The following is a 15,328-nucleotide window of genomic DNA, read 5'->3' as shown; positions in this document are numbered from 1 at the left end:
TTCTCAGGGTCTACGCTCGCCGACGGCGAAGCCCCGAGAACGAAAACAGGGCTAACCACGCCTACACGACATCAACTGATAGATGGGCTACACACCTCTGGAGGACTACGGAATTATCGGAAATCAGGAGACCGTCGCGCTTGTCGGTCGTGACGGTGCCATCGACTGGTGTTGTCTGCCGTCAGTTGACTCTCCGAGCGTATTTGCCGCTATTTTGGACGATCAGCGAGGCGGACGATTCACTGTTCAACCAACGGCGTCGTTCGAGTCGTTCCAGGAGTACGTCGATCGGACGAACATTCTTGAGACGCGGTTTCGAACGGCTTCGGGGCAAGCGACGGTCACTGATTTCATGCCCGTCCCGTCGCTCGCTCGAGACGGCCGAACGCCGATGGAGACGATATTCCGGCGTGTTACGAGCGTACGCGGGCAAGTCGAACTCCACGTTGATTTCGCCCCTCGCTTCGAGTACGCCCAGACGATGCCGACCGTCGAGCCGACTCAGGACGGAGTCGTCACTCAGGGAGCCAACGAACAGATGTTTCTCTCGAGTTCGATCCCACTGTCCGTCTCGACACACAGCGCGGGGACGACGATCACCCTCGAAGAGGGAGACACCCACTGGCTCGTCCTGGGGTACGACCACACACCGACCCTGGAACCGGACCGCTATCGGGAAATTCTCGACGACGTCGTCGACTACTGGCAAGACTGGGCTCACACCTGTCCGGACACGCAAACATGTCCCGTCGGTGGGCCGTGGCATAAGAGTGTCGTGCGGTCGGCCCTCACTCTCAAACTGCTTATCAACCGCGAGACGGGAGCAATCTGTGCGGCACCCACGACGTCGCTTCCTGAGGACATTGGTGGCGTGCGAAACTGGGACTATCGGTATAACTGGATCCGCGACTCCGCGTTCACCGTCCGGGCGCTCAGCGAACTGGGACACAGCGCGGAGGCAAGAGACTACTTCGACCTGTGTTTGGCCCACTGCTCGCGTGGACCACCGTCCGACGTTAGCCCGGTCTATGGCGTACACGGCAACCCCGTCCCGGAGGAGCGAACGCTCGACCACCTCTCGGGATATCGCGGCTCAGTCCCGGTCCGTGTCGGCAACGCTGCGACGGACCAACACCAGGTCGACGTCTACGGCGAGTTGATTCATGGTATCTACGAGACGATGCGCTACGGCGAATCCATCGACGAGGATGATTGGGCGGCGATGCGACCGCTCATCGACTATGTGTGTGAGACGTGGAAGGAACCTGACGCAGGAATCTGGGAGACGCGAGCGGACCGTCGGCACTTTGTTCACTCGAAGGTGATGTGCTGGCTCACCTTGGACCGCGGACTCAAAATCGCCGCGAAGACCGGCTTCGACGCGTCAACTGATCGCTGGGAGACGTGCCGCCGCGAGATCAAGGAGACCGTCCTCAAGAAGGGCTACAGTGAAACGGCCAACAGCTTCGTCAGTGCGTTTGGTGACGACGACAGACTCGACGCGACAAGTTTACTGATTCCACTCGTTGGCTTCCTCCCAGTTGACGACAGTCGTGTCCAATCCACGATCGACGCAGTCCTCGACCGATTGCTTGTCGATAATGGACTGGTCATGCGCTACGAGGGCGACGATGGACTTCCGGGTGAGGAGGGGGCGTTCCTCCTCTGTTCGTTCTGGCTCGTCTCCGCGCTGGCTCAGTCCGGGCGTGTGAACGAGGCGGAGGCCATATTCGAGGACGCGAGACAGCATGCGAGTCCGCTCAGTCTCCTTTCTGAAGAGATCGACCCCGAAAAGGGCATCCAACTTGGCAACGTTCCTCAGGCATTCAGTCACATTGGGCTCATTAACGGTGCACTCGCTCTGTCAGATGGCCCCAATAGTGGGCTCTCCCTAGACGAAGCGAACGCGTATACATCCGCCGAGAACGATGTGACGAAAGACCTGGAGAGCAGTGAAGCGCCCGAGTACGCGACACAATCCCAATCCGAGAGTGAGAACCAATGACTGAAAACAATTCCACGCAATCGTCGGAAGCGGACGAACAGGACCACCAAGACAACTTGTCGGGCGGTGAGATGCAAGAGCCGGGCGAGATGATGCTCAATCATCCGCTAAAGGAACCGTGGATACAGTACGGCGTCATCTCGCTGGGCCTCTGGCTGTTGTTCAGTCCGTTCACGCTCGGCTACGAGAGCACGCTATTATCGTGGAGCGACGTGATCACCGGTTTCGTTCTCATCGGTTTAAGTACCGTAACGCTCGTGCAGGAGAACCCCTGGGCGTCGTACGCCAATGCCTTTGTTGGACTCTGGCTACTGGTGGCCCCACTCGTCTTTCACGCGCCGACGGCCGCCGGATACCTGAACGACACGCTCGTCGGCGTTCTGGTGATCACCTTCACGGTCATCATCATGATGCGCATGGAGATGGACGGTGCGACCGTTCCCGGGGGCTGGTCGTATAACCCGTCGACAGCGGCCCAGCGCGCGCCACTCATCGCACTCGGCCTCTTCGGCTTTTTCGTCTCGCGGTACATGGCTGCTTACCAGCTCGGCCACATTAACGCCGTCTGGGATCCGTTCTTCGGGACCGGTACAGCCCAGATTCTCAATTCGCGCGTCTCGGAAGCGTTTCCCGTATCGGACGCTGGCCTCGGCGCGGTCGCGTACGCCATTGAGGGGCTGATGGGCTTCATGGGCGACAAGAGCCGCTGGCGGACGATGCCGTGGATGGTGTCGTTCTTCGGCATCGTCGTCATCCCGCTCGGATTTGTTCAGGTACTTCTCGTCATCTCTCAACCACTGCTCGTGGGCACGTGGTGTACCCTGTGTCTGCTGTCGGCATTCGGAATGCTCTGGATGATCTCGCTCACTGTCGACGAGGTCGTTGCGATGATGCAACTCCTCAAGCGCCGGATGAGTGAGGGCGTCGGTCTCTGGCACGCGTTCTGGATGGGGGGGAATCTCTCTGAGGAGGACGCTGGCCTGAACGGAGAGACGCGGTCGGACCGCGATCGGCCTGCAGGCATGTTCTGGGGCGTCTCGATACCGTGGCATCTCCTCGGGACGATGGCGCTTGGCTTCTGGCTGATGCTCTCGCCGGCCGTTTTCGGGACACAGGGACCGCTTGCGGATAGCAGTCACCTCGTCGGCGCACTCATCGTCTCGTTCACTGTGATCGCGACAGGCGAACCGGCGCGGGCCGTCCGGTTCCTCAATATCCCACTTGGCACGTGGATAGTAATCGCACCATTGATATTTGGTGCGCCGACGCTCGCCGCGGCGAATGGCGTCGCTATCGGTGTCCTAGTGATACTCGCCAGTATCCCACAAGGGACGATCCGCGACGAGTACGGCCACTGGTGGCCACAGTACATAGTCTAATCAATAACATCATATCAACAATGAATACAACAATGCAACACGAGGTCGTGGTAATAACAGGTGCATCGGCTGGTGTCGGACGCGCGACAGCACGAGCGTTCGCCAAGCACGGGGCTAAAGTTGGGCTCCTCGCGCGTGGCGAAGCTGGACTGGAGGGCGCACGCCAAGATGTCGAAGCCAACGGCGGAGAGGCGCTCGTTATTCCGACAGACGTTGCCGATGCAGACCAAGTCGAAGCGGCCGCAGATGCCATCGAAGAGGAGTTCGGGGCGATCGACATCTGGGTGAACAACGCGATGACATCGGTGTTCTCTCCAGCATGGGAGATGGAAGCTGACGAGTACCGGCACGTCACCGAGGTTACCTATCTCGGCTGTGTGTACGGCACACAGACTGCCCTTGACCGTATGCTTCCCCGGGACGAGGGGACAATCATTCAGGTCGGATCTGCCCTTGCGTATCGCGGTATTCCGCTTCAGTCGGCATACTGCGGGTCGAAGCACGCGATTCAGGGCTTCACCGAGTCAATCCGGACCGAGCTCATCCATGAAGACAGTGACGTCCAGCTATCGATGGTGCAGATGCCGGCGCTGAACACACCGCAGTTTGAGTGGGTGAAGAGTCGGCTCCCGAACAAGGCACAGCCCGTGCCGCCCATCTATCAGCCCGAAGTTGCTGCCGACGCCATCGTTTGGGCAGCACACCACGATCGCGATGAACTATGGGTTGGACGCTCGACCGTGAAGGCAATACTCGGAAATCGGGTGATTCCTCGCCGTCTTGATCACCTGCTGGCGCGGTCTGGGTGGGACTCGCAGATGACCGACAAACCCGAAGACCCCGACAGGAAACATAACCTCCGGGAGCCAGCTGACGACGACGCCGACCACGGCGCTCACGGTGCATTCGATGGACGTGCGCGGAGTCGGAGCTATCAGCTCTGGGCGTCTACCCATCCCATACAATTGCTCTCCGCTGGATTCGCGCTAGTGACTCTCGTCGGGGCTGTAATCGCGCGAGCACGACGCTCCGGCGTGGCTTGCGATGATAGCTCGACAGCCGACGAAACCGCGTTGAGACACGATCGGAGACCGCCGGCGACTGAAGGGCGTGACGGATGAAGATACTTCTGATGGGTGGGGACGCTTTCGTCGGTCGTCACCTTTGTGCCGAACTCGTTGACCGTGGGCACGAAGTCACCTCGCTTTCCCGGTCGCCAGATCCTGGGGTTCTTCCCGACACTGTCGAAACAACGACGGGTGACGTGACGGACTACGACTCCATCACGGGTGCCTACGAAGGAATGGACGCCAGCGTGAATCTCACTGCGCTCCCGCCACTACACGAACCGCGTCCCGGAACGTTTCACGACACCGTCTGCATCGGCGGCGCGGTCAACAGTGCCCATGCAGCGAGCATGACGTCGATCGGTACGTCGAGATGAGTTCGCTGGGCGCAGAGATGCACAGCCCTATCGCCTACTGGCGCACTCAGTGACCCGGCGATACGGTCGTTGAGTACTCCAATCTAGACTGGGTGGTGCTCCGCCCGTCGTTCATCTTCGGGGAGGGCAGCGAGACGTTCGCGTTCATCAAGAAGTATTCAACACCATATGTGACGGTCCTTCCCGCTGGTGGAACGCATCCAACTTTCGAGCCAATCTGGGTCGAGGATATGGCGTTGATCACCGCAGACGCGCTCGAAGATGAAGACCACGTGGCAACTCGTACAATCTCGGTGGACCGGACGTACTGACGTTCGGTGAGGTGACACAAATGCTCTACAAAGCGGAGGGGAAGTCGGTCAAAATAATCTCCGTACCGAAGTCATTCGCAAAGATTAGTTTGTACGCGGTTGATCCAGTCCCGTCGATACCGTTTGGCATTAATCAGGCCCATGCCCTCGACATGACGAATGTCGCTGACAGCAATGACATCGATGCATTCGGAATGAACGAAGCAGATTTACTCTCCTTATCGACATATTTGAACGGATGATTGGACTTCCCAAAGCAATGAGGATAGGTACCGGCAGCCCTGTAGTTTCAGTATACAGTACTTTATTTTAAATATAATTACAACTATGCGAAGGTTGTAGACAGTCGCTTTGAGCAGCATTTCACGGAATTCTAGCTACTAGGGTCGCCCAGCACGGTAGTGCCGAACGTGCGCTTGATGCTTGAGAAGACGGTTTCGTTCATCAAGTGACGGTTGTATCGCCAACATTAGTTCATATAATTAAAGCAAGAAAATAACGAATCAGCGACCGAAAACGGCGCCTTTGTCAACGGGGGAAGATGAACCGGGCAGTCGATTACGCCCGTTCGGTGACACCATTGCAGGTTACCGCTCGGTGGACTCAGAGCGAATGATACTAGCAATGTTGTCGAATTGGGCCGAAACGTGAGCACTCTCGCCGGCCAAGTGGATCACCACGTCATCCAATTCGAGGATCCCCGTAAGCGCACCGTTGACGACAGGGATCCGTCTGGCGTGAGCCTGATCTCCGTGAGTTCCCAGATAGTCGCGTCCGAAATTGCAGATCCACGTCCTCTCTGACGAGTTTCTTGATCCGCATCGGGAAGTCGAAGCGTTTCGATCCCATAGGCAACCCCGATCTCTGGCACGAAAAATGGCAGCTTGCCACCTGAGATGGTGCCATGTGTGACCAATAGAAGAGACCTGATCGTTAGTCTGCTGACCGCGCCTGCCCTGGAGCCGATGCGCCTGGGAGACTCGGCACGGAGAGGTCTATTCGCCGGAGCAGTTGCGCGTTGATGGCGACGATGACCGTACTCAGCGACATCAGCAGTGCGCCGACTGCTGGCGACAGAAGAATCCCGATCGGAGCCAACACGCCTGCTGCCAGCGGAATCGCAAAGACGTTGTACCCGGCTGCCCAGACGATATTCTCCTGCATCTTCCGGTAGCTCGCCTTGCTCAGTTTGACGAGTCGAACCACGTCCATTGGGTTGTTCTGAACGAGGATGACGTCGGCCGACTGGACCGCGACGTCGGTGCCGCTCCCGATGGCGATGCCGACGTCGGCCCGTGTCAGCGCCGGCGCGTCATTCACGCCGTCACCAACCATCCCAACGAGCTTGCCCTGATCGTGAAGTTCCTGCACTTTCTTGTCCTTGTCCTCGGGAAGGACCTCAGCGAACACGGTGTCGATGCCCAGTTCGTCAGCGACGGCGTCGGCGACGTCTTGGGAGTCGCCGGTGAGCATTGCCACTTCGATGCCGAGCTTGTGGAGGGAGTCGACGACCTGGTAACTCTCCTCGCGAATCACATCAGCCATAGCGAAGGCGGCGATCAGCTCGCCCTCGCGAACGAGATGCACTACAGTCTGTGCGTTCTGGCTGGCTTCGTCAGCAAAGCGCTGGAGAGAATCAGGAACCTCGCTATCTAGTTGGGTCAGCATATTCGGGCCGCCGACGTACACTTCATCCCCGTCGACGCTCGCCCGGACGCCCCTCCCTTTGATAGCCTCGAACCCGGATGTGTCAAGAGAGGTCAGATCTCGCTCATCGGCAGCTTCGCAGATGGCTCGCGCAATCATGTGCTCGGAATCGCTCTCAACGGCCGCCGCCAGCGCGAACGCATCATCCTCGTTGACGCTGTCGACGGTCGCCATATCGACGACACCGTGCTCGCCTTCGGTGAGCGTCCCTGTTTTGTCGAAGATGATAGCGTCCAGATTCCGTGCTTCCTCCATCGCAATCCGGTCACGAACGAGCATTCCGTTACGAGCGGCGAGTGACGTGTTAATCGCGACGACCAGTGGGATCGCGAGTCCGAGCGCATGCGGGCAGGCAATAACGAGTACCGTGACGACGCGCTCGATGACGGTCGCGTCGATCGAAATCGCTATCGTCCACGCGATCGCTGTCACGCCCGCCGCGGCGACGGCGACGTAGAACAGCCAGCCGGCCGCTCGGTCGGCCAGCACCTGCGTCTTTGACTTACTCTGCTGGGCTTCCTCAACGAGTCGCACGATGCCGGCAAGGGTCGTTTCCTCACCCGTCGCACCGACGCGAATGCGGAGACTTCCGTCACCGTTGACCGTCCCGCCGATGACCTTGTTACCAGGCTCCTTCGAGACGGGTTTGGATTCGCCGGTAATCATCGCCTCGTTCACGTCGGAGTCGCCCTCCTCAACGACGCCGTCGGCCGGGACGCTCGCACCCGGCCGCACTAGGACGAGATCACCCTCCTCAAGGTCACTCACTGGAACTTCTTCAGTTTCACCATCATCGGTGATTCGTTCTGCGGTGTCCGGCATCAGTTTTGCCAGTTCATCGAGGGCGCTAGAGGCCCGGCGAACCGACCGCATCTCGACCCAGTGACCTAGCAGCATGATGTCAATCAGCGTCACGAGTTCCCAGAAGAACGCCGACTGTGCGGGGAAGACGACGGTGGCCAAACTGTAGACGAACGCGACAGAGATGGCCATCGAGATCAACGTCATCATCCCCGGTAAACGGTCCCGCACTTCGGGGACGGCCATCTGCAGGAAGGGAACGCCACCGTATGCGAAGACGACGACCGCGAAGACGGGGTTGATCCATTCGCTGCCGGGGAACGCCGGGACGAAGAAGCCCAGCCACTCCTGTAGAGTCGGACTGTAGAGCAGGACGGGAATCGAGAGGAGCGTCGAGACGAAGAAGCGCCGCCGGAACATCTGTTCGTGGCCTTCGTGCATTCCGCCGTGGCCGTCGTGATCGTCTTCGTGACCGTCCGTTCCGTGACCCATCTCGTGCTCGGTTCGCTCGTGGATTTCCTGTTCGGCTTCTTCCGCGGCTTCCTCCTCCTCAAGCATTCTCTGTTCGACTCGGTCGACATCCCGATCGTCGGCTATCTCGTTCGGTTCGTCACTCACGTCGGGTTCGGAGCGATGGAAGTGGTCGCCATCGTTTGAGTGTTCGTGGTCGTCCATAGCTCATCGTTGTCTCTGAACGTATGCGTCGGATAGTGATGGATGTAAGGGACAGGGAGTCAGGTGTAACTTGCGGCTACAGGGCTTCAGGCGTGGGCCGTGTATCCAGCGTCCTCGACGGCCTGAACGAGTGCTGTGGTGTCAGCGGCTCCATCGACGTTCGCCTGTTCGGCCTCTCGATCGGCAGTCGCGTCGGTCACACCGCTTACCTCCCGTAGCGCTTCTTCGACTGTCTGCTTGCAGTGGCCACAGGTCATTCCCTCGACGGTGATGGTAGTTGACATCCATGAATACATACGCTCCCCTTTCTTATGCGGATTCTCCCTTTGAACTAGTGGGTCGTAGACATCCCAAAGTTTAGAAGCTAAGCGTATCCCGCCGGGATGGTTTAGTCATTCGCCGCCGTTTGTACCACTATGCGCGACCTCGACGAAACCGATCTCGAGACCTCCTACTCCTGATGTCGAACGCTCGTCGCCCGTGCAGTGACATCACTGGTGCCGTCGGTCTCTCGGCACCGGCCGTGTCGGATCGGGTAGCGAGACTGCTGAAGATGGAGGGGTGGCCACGATCTCGGAGGACGGAACTGTTGCGTGCCTTTATTTCATTTCTGTAGTACTAATATTATATAATAAATAGATATGTTAATATACTGTTTTAACCCTGCCAAAACTGAGGATAGTTCACGAAGACGTGATAAATACACAGCGTGCATCGGTCTCTTGTGGGTCGCCATTTAGAGAGAGTACAGAACGATAGACACAGAGCGTAGGTCTGTCACTCAGGCGCAATGCCATCTTCGATTTTGTCAACAATATAGTTCATGTGAAGTCAGCCAATGCGTTCCTGCGTAGTCATCAGTAAACGCCTGCACGATACCGCGTTCAGCGTGTGTCTCAGCACTTTTCGAAGATATCAACGAATGGGTAGTCATTGAGGGCAGAGGCGAGTCCTGCCAGTAATCACGCCTTCGACACGTTCAACCCTACCAGATGAAGTGCAACATCCCCTTAGAGCTTGTATCCACTTGAGCGGGACGAAGAAGCGCGAGTCGTACGGTAAAGTAGTCATATCTGGGAAAAACGCATTGGTCCACATCCACAATTCATCGGGGTTGAGCACCCACTGCATCAAGTCTGCCTCGGTCAGTGCCGGTGAGATGAAATCCCACCCGATTGGCTTGTACTCGACCAGATAGTCCCTATCATCCCCGTAGAACCGTCTGGCCGTGTCGATAACAGCTGACTCAAGCTCCGACTGGCCTATTGTTCGGCGTAGTCAAGAATACAGTGCAACGCAAAAGCGGAGTTGTGGTGCGTGGCGACCCTGAACGGGCGGTCCTGTGGCAGAAATTCGGAGGTGACGAGTTCTCGTATCCTGGATTCGAGAGGCTGAAGAATCGATTTCCACTCGTCGGCACGCTCGTCGTCCCAGAGGTGGAGTTCCGATGCGAGATGCAGGAGACATGCCCAGCTGTATGGCTTCTCGAACATCTCGTGCTCCGTCGAAATACGCGACCTCTTGGCTGACGTTTTCCGTGGTGAACCGAGACTCAATGCTGGTTGGGCCACCAATTACACCCGACAGCGGTAATCCGCGGCTACAGCGCTACAGACTCATCTCTGCGTGCCCGTTGATTTCGATGCCAATGATATCGCCTTCGCGAGAGTAGTAATCCTCCCCTCCCTCGAAGACCGAACCGTATGCGCCCCCGTAGGTCGCGCCGTCCTGCCCTTGCTCAAGATTGCCATCCGGCGTGATAAGCCCATTCGAATCGATATCATAGTCTGACCACCCAGTCAGACCAGTTACCGACATAAAACCGTTGGCGGTGGGATCGGTGCTGTGAAACCGGATGTGTCCGTCAACTTTCACATAGATTAAATATCCCGTGTGGGCATACGAATCGAAGTTCCTCGCTCCAAAGACAGAGCCAGAGACGTATCCGTCGTCATAATCAACACTATCACCGTTTTCCACGTCGTTCGAGGAAGAATCTTCCCAAACCTTGCCAGCGAACACAAGTTCGTAGTTGTGCCATTCGCCGTCAGTCTGTCCTTCAACGCGTACAACATTGGTCGCTGCGCGCGCAGTGTCAGTGCTCACAGCCACCCCACTCACGCCGAGCACTCCAGCCGACACTGTCTTCACAAATCGCCGCCGGCTCAATGGCTGGGTCATCGAACTGTCAGACTCGGTTGTTTCCAGCGTGGGGGGCTGTGCTACGTTACCGTTAGGAGAATTCCCGGAATCGTTTATCATGGGTAACTAATCAGCAATTGTATTTGGGATTTGAGCAATGATAATTATTTCGATAAATAGTGGTAATTGGTATGTATAAATATAATAGTTGATAACATAGAGGGAATATCGCTAGCTGACTCGCCTCGCCAGCATCTACCAGCACTTTTTCGAGACGCGTGAGGACGGAGAGACGACGTTCGCAAAACGTTCCCTGAACCGACACCCGTTCCGGTGCCGGAATCAGTCGAATTGGAGACACTTCACCTCTCCGGGCCGGCCCCGGCGATCGTGTTCGTCCACGGTGGTCTCGGGTCGCTTTTGAACCCGTATCTACAACTAGATACGTTTGAGGGGAACCACGAGTTGGCCACGTATGCGCTCGCCAGCAACGGATACTCGACGACGCGGCAAGAGCAGTCCCTCTCTGGGCACGTGGTCGACCTCGTGAATCTCCTTGATGAACTCGGCATCACAAATCCGATCATCCACGGCCACAGTTACGGTATCGCCCTCGCTATCGAGTACGCGAAGCGCCATCCGACGGCTGGGCTCGTGTTACACGCTGGGGGCAACCATGACCTCACTCCTGCGTGGGAGAAACCGCTCTTGCGGATATTTCTCCCACTCCGACGCTATAAGATACTCGCGAACAACGCGCTCATTCGGCAGTTAGCCTACAACGTCGGCTTCCACGAAGAGACGCTATCAGTAACGAACGCCTAGCAATTCAGCTCGCCGGGCTGTAACTGTTGCAGTCTGTACGCGTCGTACCTGCGGGAGTATCTCGACACGACGCTCCGAGAAACCGAGGCCGAGGACGTGACTGCCCTCAAGCAGCGACACAACATTCCCTCGGAACTACAAAGCTGTCACACGCTCGTTCTCGACGAGTACATCGTCGAAGGACACGTTCCGGCCGAGGTCATCGCGACGATGCTTGAGGAAGAGTCGGCTATCGACGGCATCGCGCTGCCCGGGATGCCGGCCGTGTCGCTGAGAATGGGCGGGATGAAGTCCGACTCGTTCATCGTCTACGCACTCAGTGGCGGGAAGACGGGTGACGTGTATGCCGAAATATAGGATCCTGACTCGAGTGAGCAACTGGTCAAGATTCTTTGGGACGGCAGACGACGGTCTGAACGATGATTAGACGACTCCTCCACGACCTCGGATACGCAATCGCGTATGTTCTCTTCGTCGGCGCAAATACACCGGAATCGATCGTCAAGCGACTTCGTGTCGCGTACCGCCTCGTCGGCGTCCGGATCGTCGAGATGCCGCAGGTCGATTCAGTCGAACGGACGATCTTTTTGTGCCCATACCGGAATCTAGGCGTCACTTGGTTCGGGGAAATGTGGATCTGTCACGACATCTTGGACCGCGTTGACGACGGCTACGTAACGTATCTCCGACGACACAAGGGAATTAACTACCAACGCCCCCGCGGGTGTGCCGACCTTGCGTACTGCGACGAATCCGAGTACTGCTATTCGGAGGTCTCCGAACTCGAGTAGGTCTTCTATGGATCAGAACCCCCTCCGCGAGCGGATCATCGATCAGTTCTCCTACCGCGGCGAACGAGCCGACATCTGGCGGGCGTTCGACCTCCTGCTCGAGACCGACGAGTTTCTCAATCTCGGCTACTCGGAGTGGTATCAACCACACGTCTTTGGAGCGAGTCAGCGCCGGCTCGTCACGGAAGTCGGCTCGAGGGTCGCGTCGTACCTACCCGCAACGAACGGAATGCGACTTCTCGATATTGGCTGTGGTCGGGGTGGTCCAGCGCTCTACCTCGCCGATCGGTTCGGCTTCCGGGTTACCGGATTGGATCTCGTTCCGTACAACATCGAGCGGGCAACCGAGAACGCACACGGAAAGCACGTCGCGACCGAGTTCGTTGTCGGCGACGCCACGCAATTCCCTTTCAGGGCAGATTCGTTCACCGCGTGCACAGCCATCGACGCCCTCGTCTATCTCCCCGACCGGAACAGCGTCTTCGCTAGAGTCGCGGATGTTCTCGAACCCAAGGGGGTCTTCGTCCTCTCCGATCTTGTGATGCAGTCCGACGTGAGCGAGACGGAACGAAGGGTCGTCGACTCGTTTGCAGACGCGTGGGATATGCCGTCGATTGGGACCGTCGAGCAGTACAAGGCGGCTCTCGATAATTCGAATCTCGAACTAGAGACGGTCGAGAACATCACGGGACACAGCGTCGGGCGGTTCCGGAAGTGGACCTCGCTGTACCTTCAGCTACTCAGGAGTCCTATCCGATCGCTCCTCGAACGACTGTTAGGAGCGTATGACCTCGATCCAACGATTACCGAGCAGGTGAAGGCCGCGCACCGCGCGTTGCCGTTCCTACAGCACGTCATCCTCGTTGCGAAAACGGAGGCGCTCTGATTTCGCTGCTCACACGAAACGAGAAAGCATCAAACCCTCACGTCGGAGTTTGAGCGTCCCACGGACGATTGGAACGACCTGCGTGATGTCCTTCAGCCGTGTATAATCTACGAGTTCGAATCGATCGTCGTCTCGAAACAACTCGTCTGTTTGGCGGTTCAGGTGACAACCACCGGCGACGGTGTGTCACGCTGGTACGAGTACGTCGTGGACGACTCCGATCGCACCCTCGCCGTGGACGTGTTCGAGAAACCGGAACTCGCCTCCTAGCTTCAGTACCCGGGCCACCTCGGAGAGCGCGGCTCGACCCCTGATACTGCCCCTCAACACTGAAATCGAGGTCCTCGGAGAACCGCCACGATCGTGGGAAGTACAGCTTACTGAGCGCAGTGCCGCCCTTGAACAGCAGATTGTCGCCGTAGTCGCTCGCGTAAATGCCCCAGAGGAGCCACAAATTGACATAATCCTTTTCGGCGTATCCCTGCCGGACGCCCAGCTCTCGGGCGAGGACGCGAAGTCGATTCCGGCTGAGCATTGCGATCAGGACTCCGTCGGCCCGAGCGTGTCTGGCTCGATGTTGATTCGGAGGCGATATTCACTGGTGGTGGGTCCTGTCTCGGGACGCGTTGGATCGAGCAGGGAGTAGCCGCTCGTGAACGAGTCGACAAGGGTCTCGCGGGTCGGGAGGTCGATGCCGATCTGGTCGGCGAGGTAGACGATGCGCTTGGTTGCGGCACCGTTGTCGAGGCGCTCGAGAGACTCCCCGACCGTCGGCCACGAGCAGCCCTGCTCATCGGCGGCGACCATCGCGGTCGCGAGTTCCTGTATCCCGCCACAGAATTCGGGGTGGTCGGCACAGTCGACGAGCGTCTTCTCCAAGTCGCTGACGTGGACCGTCGTTCCCTCGATAGAGGTTGGCTCGTAGCCGAAGAACTTCCGCTCGGTGACCGTCGTGACGCGATACGGCACGCCGTGAATGTCGCGGTTCTGGGCCCGGGTCGGCGTGACGACGTAGACCGTTCGGGGGACTTGCTCAGTCAACCCGTGATGGCTGAGCGCGCTGTAGTAGCCGATGTACATCGGGTTGGCGACGTGCGCGGCAATGAGGTATTCGTGCGCTGTGTACACAGCGTTCTCGCCAGCGGCCAACGGGATGATGAGATACCGTCTGGGGAGGAGTCGGTCGAGTCAGCCCTTCTCGGCCAGTCGTGAGGCGATCTCTCAGGCCGCGTTCGGGACGACGTTTAGTGTCGTTTCGGTGTCGTCGATCGCGATGATCTGGCGGTCCTCCGAAGCCAATCGCGATAACAGGCGACTCTCCCGGGTTGAAAGCCCTGTCCGCTTACGTTGTGTCTTGTCTATGGCACTCATACCTGCGTTTTCTACATAGAATGTGAAATGGATTGGTTTCGCCTGTGCTGGACGGCTAGTGCTGAATGAGTTATCCAACAGCGGTGGAGCGGAGGCTCCGGTTGTTGGTTAAGTTGGGGGAATCCGACCTAGTTGTCGACGACGTCGATGATCTCCTGAGCGGTCGAACTGATCCGGCCCAGACGATCCTGAATCATCCCGGGATCGTCGTCCTGCCACGCGGCGAGATAGAACGCCAACCCGCTCGTATCCAAGCCGAGGAACCGACCGACGATGTACGCGACGGCTTCTGCTTCGACCTCACGTTTCGACCGTTCGGCCTCGTCGTCGACATCGAAATGGAGCAGTGCGTGAGCGTACTCGTGAATCAGCGTGACCGCGAGATCGGCTTGGTTCGGCCGGGCTTTCGCCTCGACGACCGGCGTACGAACGGCCCCGCTTGCAGAGAAAACCCTGCAGGAAACCGATGCTGAAGGACTGCTCGGGAATGATGTCCTCGTTTTCGCCATGAAGCGCTCGACCTGTTTGTACCCAGCTTCGATCTCTTGGCGGTCATTGTAGAGGCCGATGTGCGCGCCGACCAACCCATGGATAGGCTCCGACGACATGAAGACGACGTAGCGTTCGTGCCCCTCTTCGATGTCTCCGTTAAAGTTCCGTTTCGGCAGATGCAGCAGTATGGTGTCGTGCCATTCATTGTTGCCGAGATGCAGTCCGCGCTCGTTCACCGCTGTCTTGACATTGTGCTGTTCCATGCGGCTGGCAACTGCCTTCTTGCTGGTCCGTTTGCGCTCCGGCACGAGATAATCGTGCCCACGCTCGCTGATCGCTTCGAGGACGTGCTGCCTGTCGAACTCCCGATCCATCAACACCCGACCGATCCGGATAAGATCTTCATCTGACGCAAGCAAGCGCTGCATGGCCTCATGATACATGTCACGGTTGCATGACTGCTTGATACTCAACTGTAGAACGGCTTGAGTGGAGTTAC

Annotated in this window: 13 protein-coding genes and 4 pseudogenes; 10 read left to right on the top strand and 7 right to left on the bottom strand. The window is 58.0% G+C overall.

The features are described 5' to 3' along the window. Nucleotides 1–82: 82 nt before the first annotated feature. The 5 genes from EIK79_RS00485 to EIK79_RS18595 all read left to right on the top strand — a co-directional run bounded on the left by EIK79_RS00485 (nt 83) and on the right by EIK79_RS18595 (nt 5,139). Entirely contained in the window at nt 83–2,005 is a 1,923-nt protein-coding gene (locus EIK79_RS00485; RefSeq protein ID WP_124953194.1) for a glycoside hydrolase family 15 protein, read from the top strand. After that, a complete protein-coding gene (locus EIK79_RS00480) occupies nt 2,002–3,384 on the top strand; it encodes a vitamin K epoxide reductase family protein (protein WP_221621638.1) in 1,383 nt (460 codons plus the stop codon). The genes EIK79_RS00485 and EIK79_RS00480 overlap by 4 nt, the downstream gene beginning before the upstream one ends. Nucleotides 3,385–3,416: 32 nt before the next feature. Beyond that, a complete protein-coding gene (locus tag EIK79_RS00475) occupies nt 3,417–4,505 on the top strand; it encodes an SDR family oxidoreductase (protein ID WP_221621637.1) in 1,089 nt (362 codons plus the stop codon). Nucleotides 4,506–4,516: 11 nt separating this feature from the next. Further along, nucleotides 4,517–4,828, top strand: a complete 312-nt coding sequence (locus EIK79_RS18600; protein WP_233737816.1) for an NAD(P)H-binding protein — start codon at nt 4,517–4,519, stop codon at nt 4,826–4,828. Nucleotides 4,829–4,923: 95 nt separating this feature from the next. Continuing rightward, a complete protein-coding gene (locus EIK79_RS18595; RefSeq protein WP_233737815.1) occupies nt 4,924–5,139 on the top strand; it encodes a Rossmann-fold NAD(P)-binding domain-containing protein in 216 nt (71 codons plus the stop codon). Between the two features lie 933 nt (nt 5,140–6,072). Here the strand turns inward: EIK79_RS18595 and EIK79_RS00465 are convergent. Further along, the gene (locus tag EIK79_RS00465) at nt 6,073–8,322 is read right to left on the bottom strand and encodes a heavy metal translocating P-type ATPase (RefSeq protein ID WP_124953192.1); all 2,250 of its coding nucleotides are present in this window, start codon (nt 8,320–8,322) and stop codon (nt 6,073–6,075) included. Nucleotides 8,323–8,408: 86 nt separating this feature from the next. Beyond that, on the bottom strand, nt 8,409–8,606 hold the full coding sequence (locus EIK79_RS00460) for a heavy-metal-associated domain-containing protein (RefSeq protein ID WP_124953191.1): 198 nt from the start codon (nt 8,604–8,606) through the stop codon (nt 8,409–8,411). 132 nt (nt 8,607–8,738) lie between these two features. Between EIK79_RS00460 and EIK79_RS00455 the strand changes: the two are divergent. Continuing rightward, nucleotides 8,739–8,878: pseudogene (locus tag EIK79_RS00455) on the top strand (AsnC family protein); the annotation flags it as partial. A gap of 374 nt (nt 8,879–9,252) precedes the next feature. On the opposite strand, the pseudogene EIK79_RS19140 reads toward EIK79_RS00455, so the two are convergent. Both EIK79_RS19140 and EIK79_RS00445 read right to left on the bottom strand, forming a co-directional pair. Beyond that, a pseudogene (locus EIK79_RS19140) lies at nt 9,253–9,815 on the bottom strand (DUF2891 family protein). Nucleotides 9,816–9,930: 115 nt separating this feature from the next. After that, nucleotides 9,931–10,503, bottom strand: a complete 573-nt coding sequence (locus EIK79_RS00445; protein ID WP_148094116.1) for a hypothetical protein — start codon at nt 10,501–10,503, stop codon at nt 9,931–9,933. 294 nt (nt 10,504–10,797) lie between these two features. On the opposite strand from EIK79_RS00445, the gene EIK79_RS17815 reads away from it, so the two are divergent. The 4 genes from EIK79_RS17815 (at nt 10,798) to EIK79_RS00430 (ending at nt 12,966) form a co-directional block, all read left to right on the top strand. Continuing rightward, nucleotides 10,798–11,289 (top strand): alpha/beta fold hydrolase, encoded by a 492-nt coding sequence (locus EIK79_RS17815; RefSeq protein WP_233737814.1) that lies wholly within the window; start codon nt 10,798–10,800, stop codon nt 11,287–11,289. Nucleotides 11,290–11,385: 96 nt separating this feature from the next. Then, nucleotides 11,386–11,646 (top strand): DUF411 domain-containing protein, encoded by a 261-nt coding sequence (locus EIK79_RS18590; protein ID WP_233737813.1) that lies wholly within the window; start codon nt 11,386–11,388, stop codon nt 11,644–11,646. A 62-nt stretch (nt 11,647–11,708) separates the two neighbouring features. After that, entirely contained in the window at nt 11,709–12,080 is a 372-nt protein-coding gene (locus EIK79_RS00435) for a hypothetical protein (RefSeq protein ID WP_124953189.1), read from the top strand. Between the two features lie 7 nt (nt 12,081–12,087). Continuing rightward, nucleotides 12,088–12,966, top strand: a complete 879-nt coding sequence (locus EIK79_RS00430) for a class I SAM-dependent methyltransferase (protein ID WP_124953188.1) — start codon at nt 12,088–12,090, stop codon at nt 12,964–12,966. Nucleotides 12,967–13,255: 289 nt separating this feature from the next. On the opposite strand, the pseudogene EIK79_RS00425 reads toward EIK79_RS00430, so the two are convergent. The 3 genes and pseudogenes from EIK79_RS00425 to EIK79_RS18585 all read right to left on the bottom strand — a co-directional run. Next, nucleotides 13,256–13,501 (bottom strand): annotated as a pseudogene (locus EIK79_RS00425) (nucleotidyl transferase AbiEii/AbiGii toxin family protein); the annotation flags it as partial. A gap of 5 nt (nt 13,502–13,506) precedes the next feature. Beyond that, nucleotides 13,507–14,337, bottom strand: a pseudogene (locus EIK79_RS00420) (type IV toxin-antitoxin system AbiEi family antitoxin domain-containing protein). 128 nt (nt 14,338–14,465) lie between these two features. Next, nucleotides 14,466–15,272: a hypothetical protein gene (locus EIK79_RS18585; RefSeq protein WP_233737812.1), complete on the bottom strand. Its 807-nt coding sequence runs from the start codon at nt 15,270–15,272 to the stop codon at nt 14,466–14,468. Nucleotides 15,273–15,328 lie beyond the last annotated feature (56 nt).

The organism is Halocatena pleomorpha (genome assembly GCF_003862495.1).
Taxonomy (GTDB): Archaea; Halobacteriota; Halobacteria; order Halobacteriales; family Haloarculaceae; genus Halocatena; species Halocatena pleomorpha.
The sequence above is the reverse complement of the archived record's forward strand: the minus strand, read 5'-3'. Positions and strand labels throughout refer to the sequence as shown.

Bases quoted from the DNA above. Each gene is read 5' to 3' on its own strand.
- EIK79_RS00485 (WP_124953194.1), top strand. From the start codon at position 83: ATGGGCTACACACCTCTGGAGGACTACGGAATTATCGGAAATCAGGAG.
- EIK79_RS00480 (WP_221621638.1), top strand. From the start codon at position 2,002: ATGACTGAAAACAATTCCACGCAATCGTCGGAAGCGGACGAACAGGAC.
- EIK79_RS00475 (WP_221621637.1), top strand. From the start codon at position 3,417: ATGCAACACGAGGTCGTGGTAATAACAGGTGCATCGGCTGGTGTCGGA.
- EIK79_RS18600 (WP_233737816.1), top strand. From the start codon at position 4,517: ATGGGTGGGGACGCTTTCGTCGGTCGTCACCTTTGTGCCGAACTCGTT.
- EIK79_RS00465 (WP_124953192.1), bottom strand. From the start codon at position 8,322: ATGGACGACCACGAACACTCAAACGATGGCGACCACTTCCATCGCTCC.
- EIK79_RS00460 (WP_124953191.1), bottom strand. From the start codon at position 8,606: ATGTCAACTACCATCACCGTCGAGGGAATGACCTGTGGCCACTGCAAG.
- EIK79_RS00445 (WP_148094116.1), bottom strand. From the start codon at position 10,503: ATGACCCAGCCATTGAGCCGGCGGCGATTTGTGAAGACAGTGTCGGCT.
- EIK79_RS00435 (WP_124953189.1), top strand. From the start codon at position 11,709: ATGATTAGACGACTCCTCCACGACCTCGGATACGCAATCGCGTATGTT.
- EIK79_RS00430 (WP_124953188.1), top strand. From the start codon at position 12,088: ATGGATCAGAACCCCCTCCGCGAGCGGATCATCGATCAGTTCTCCTAC.
- EIK79_RS18585 (WP_233737812.1), bottom strand. From the start codon at position 15,272: ATGTATCATGAGGCCATGCAGCGCTTGCTTGCGTCAGATGAAGATCTT.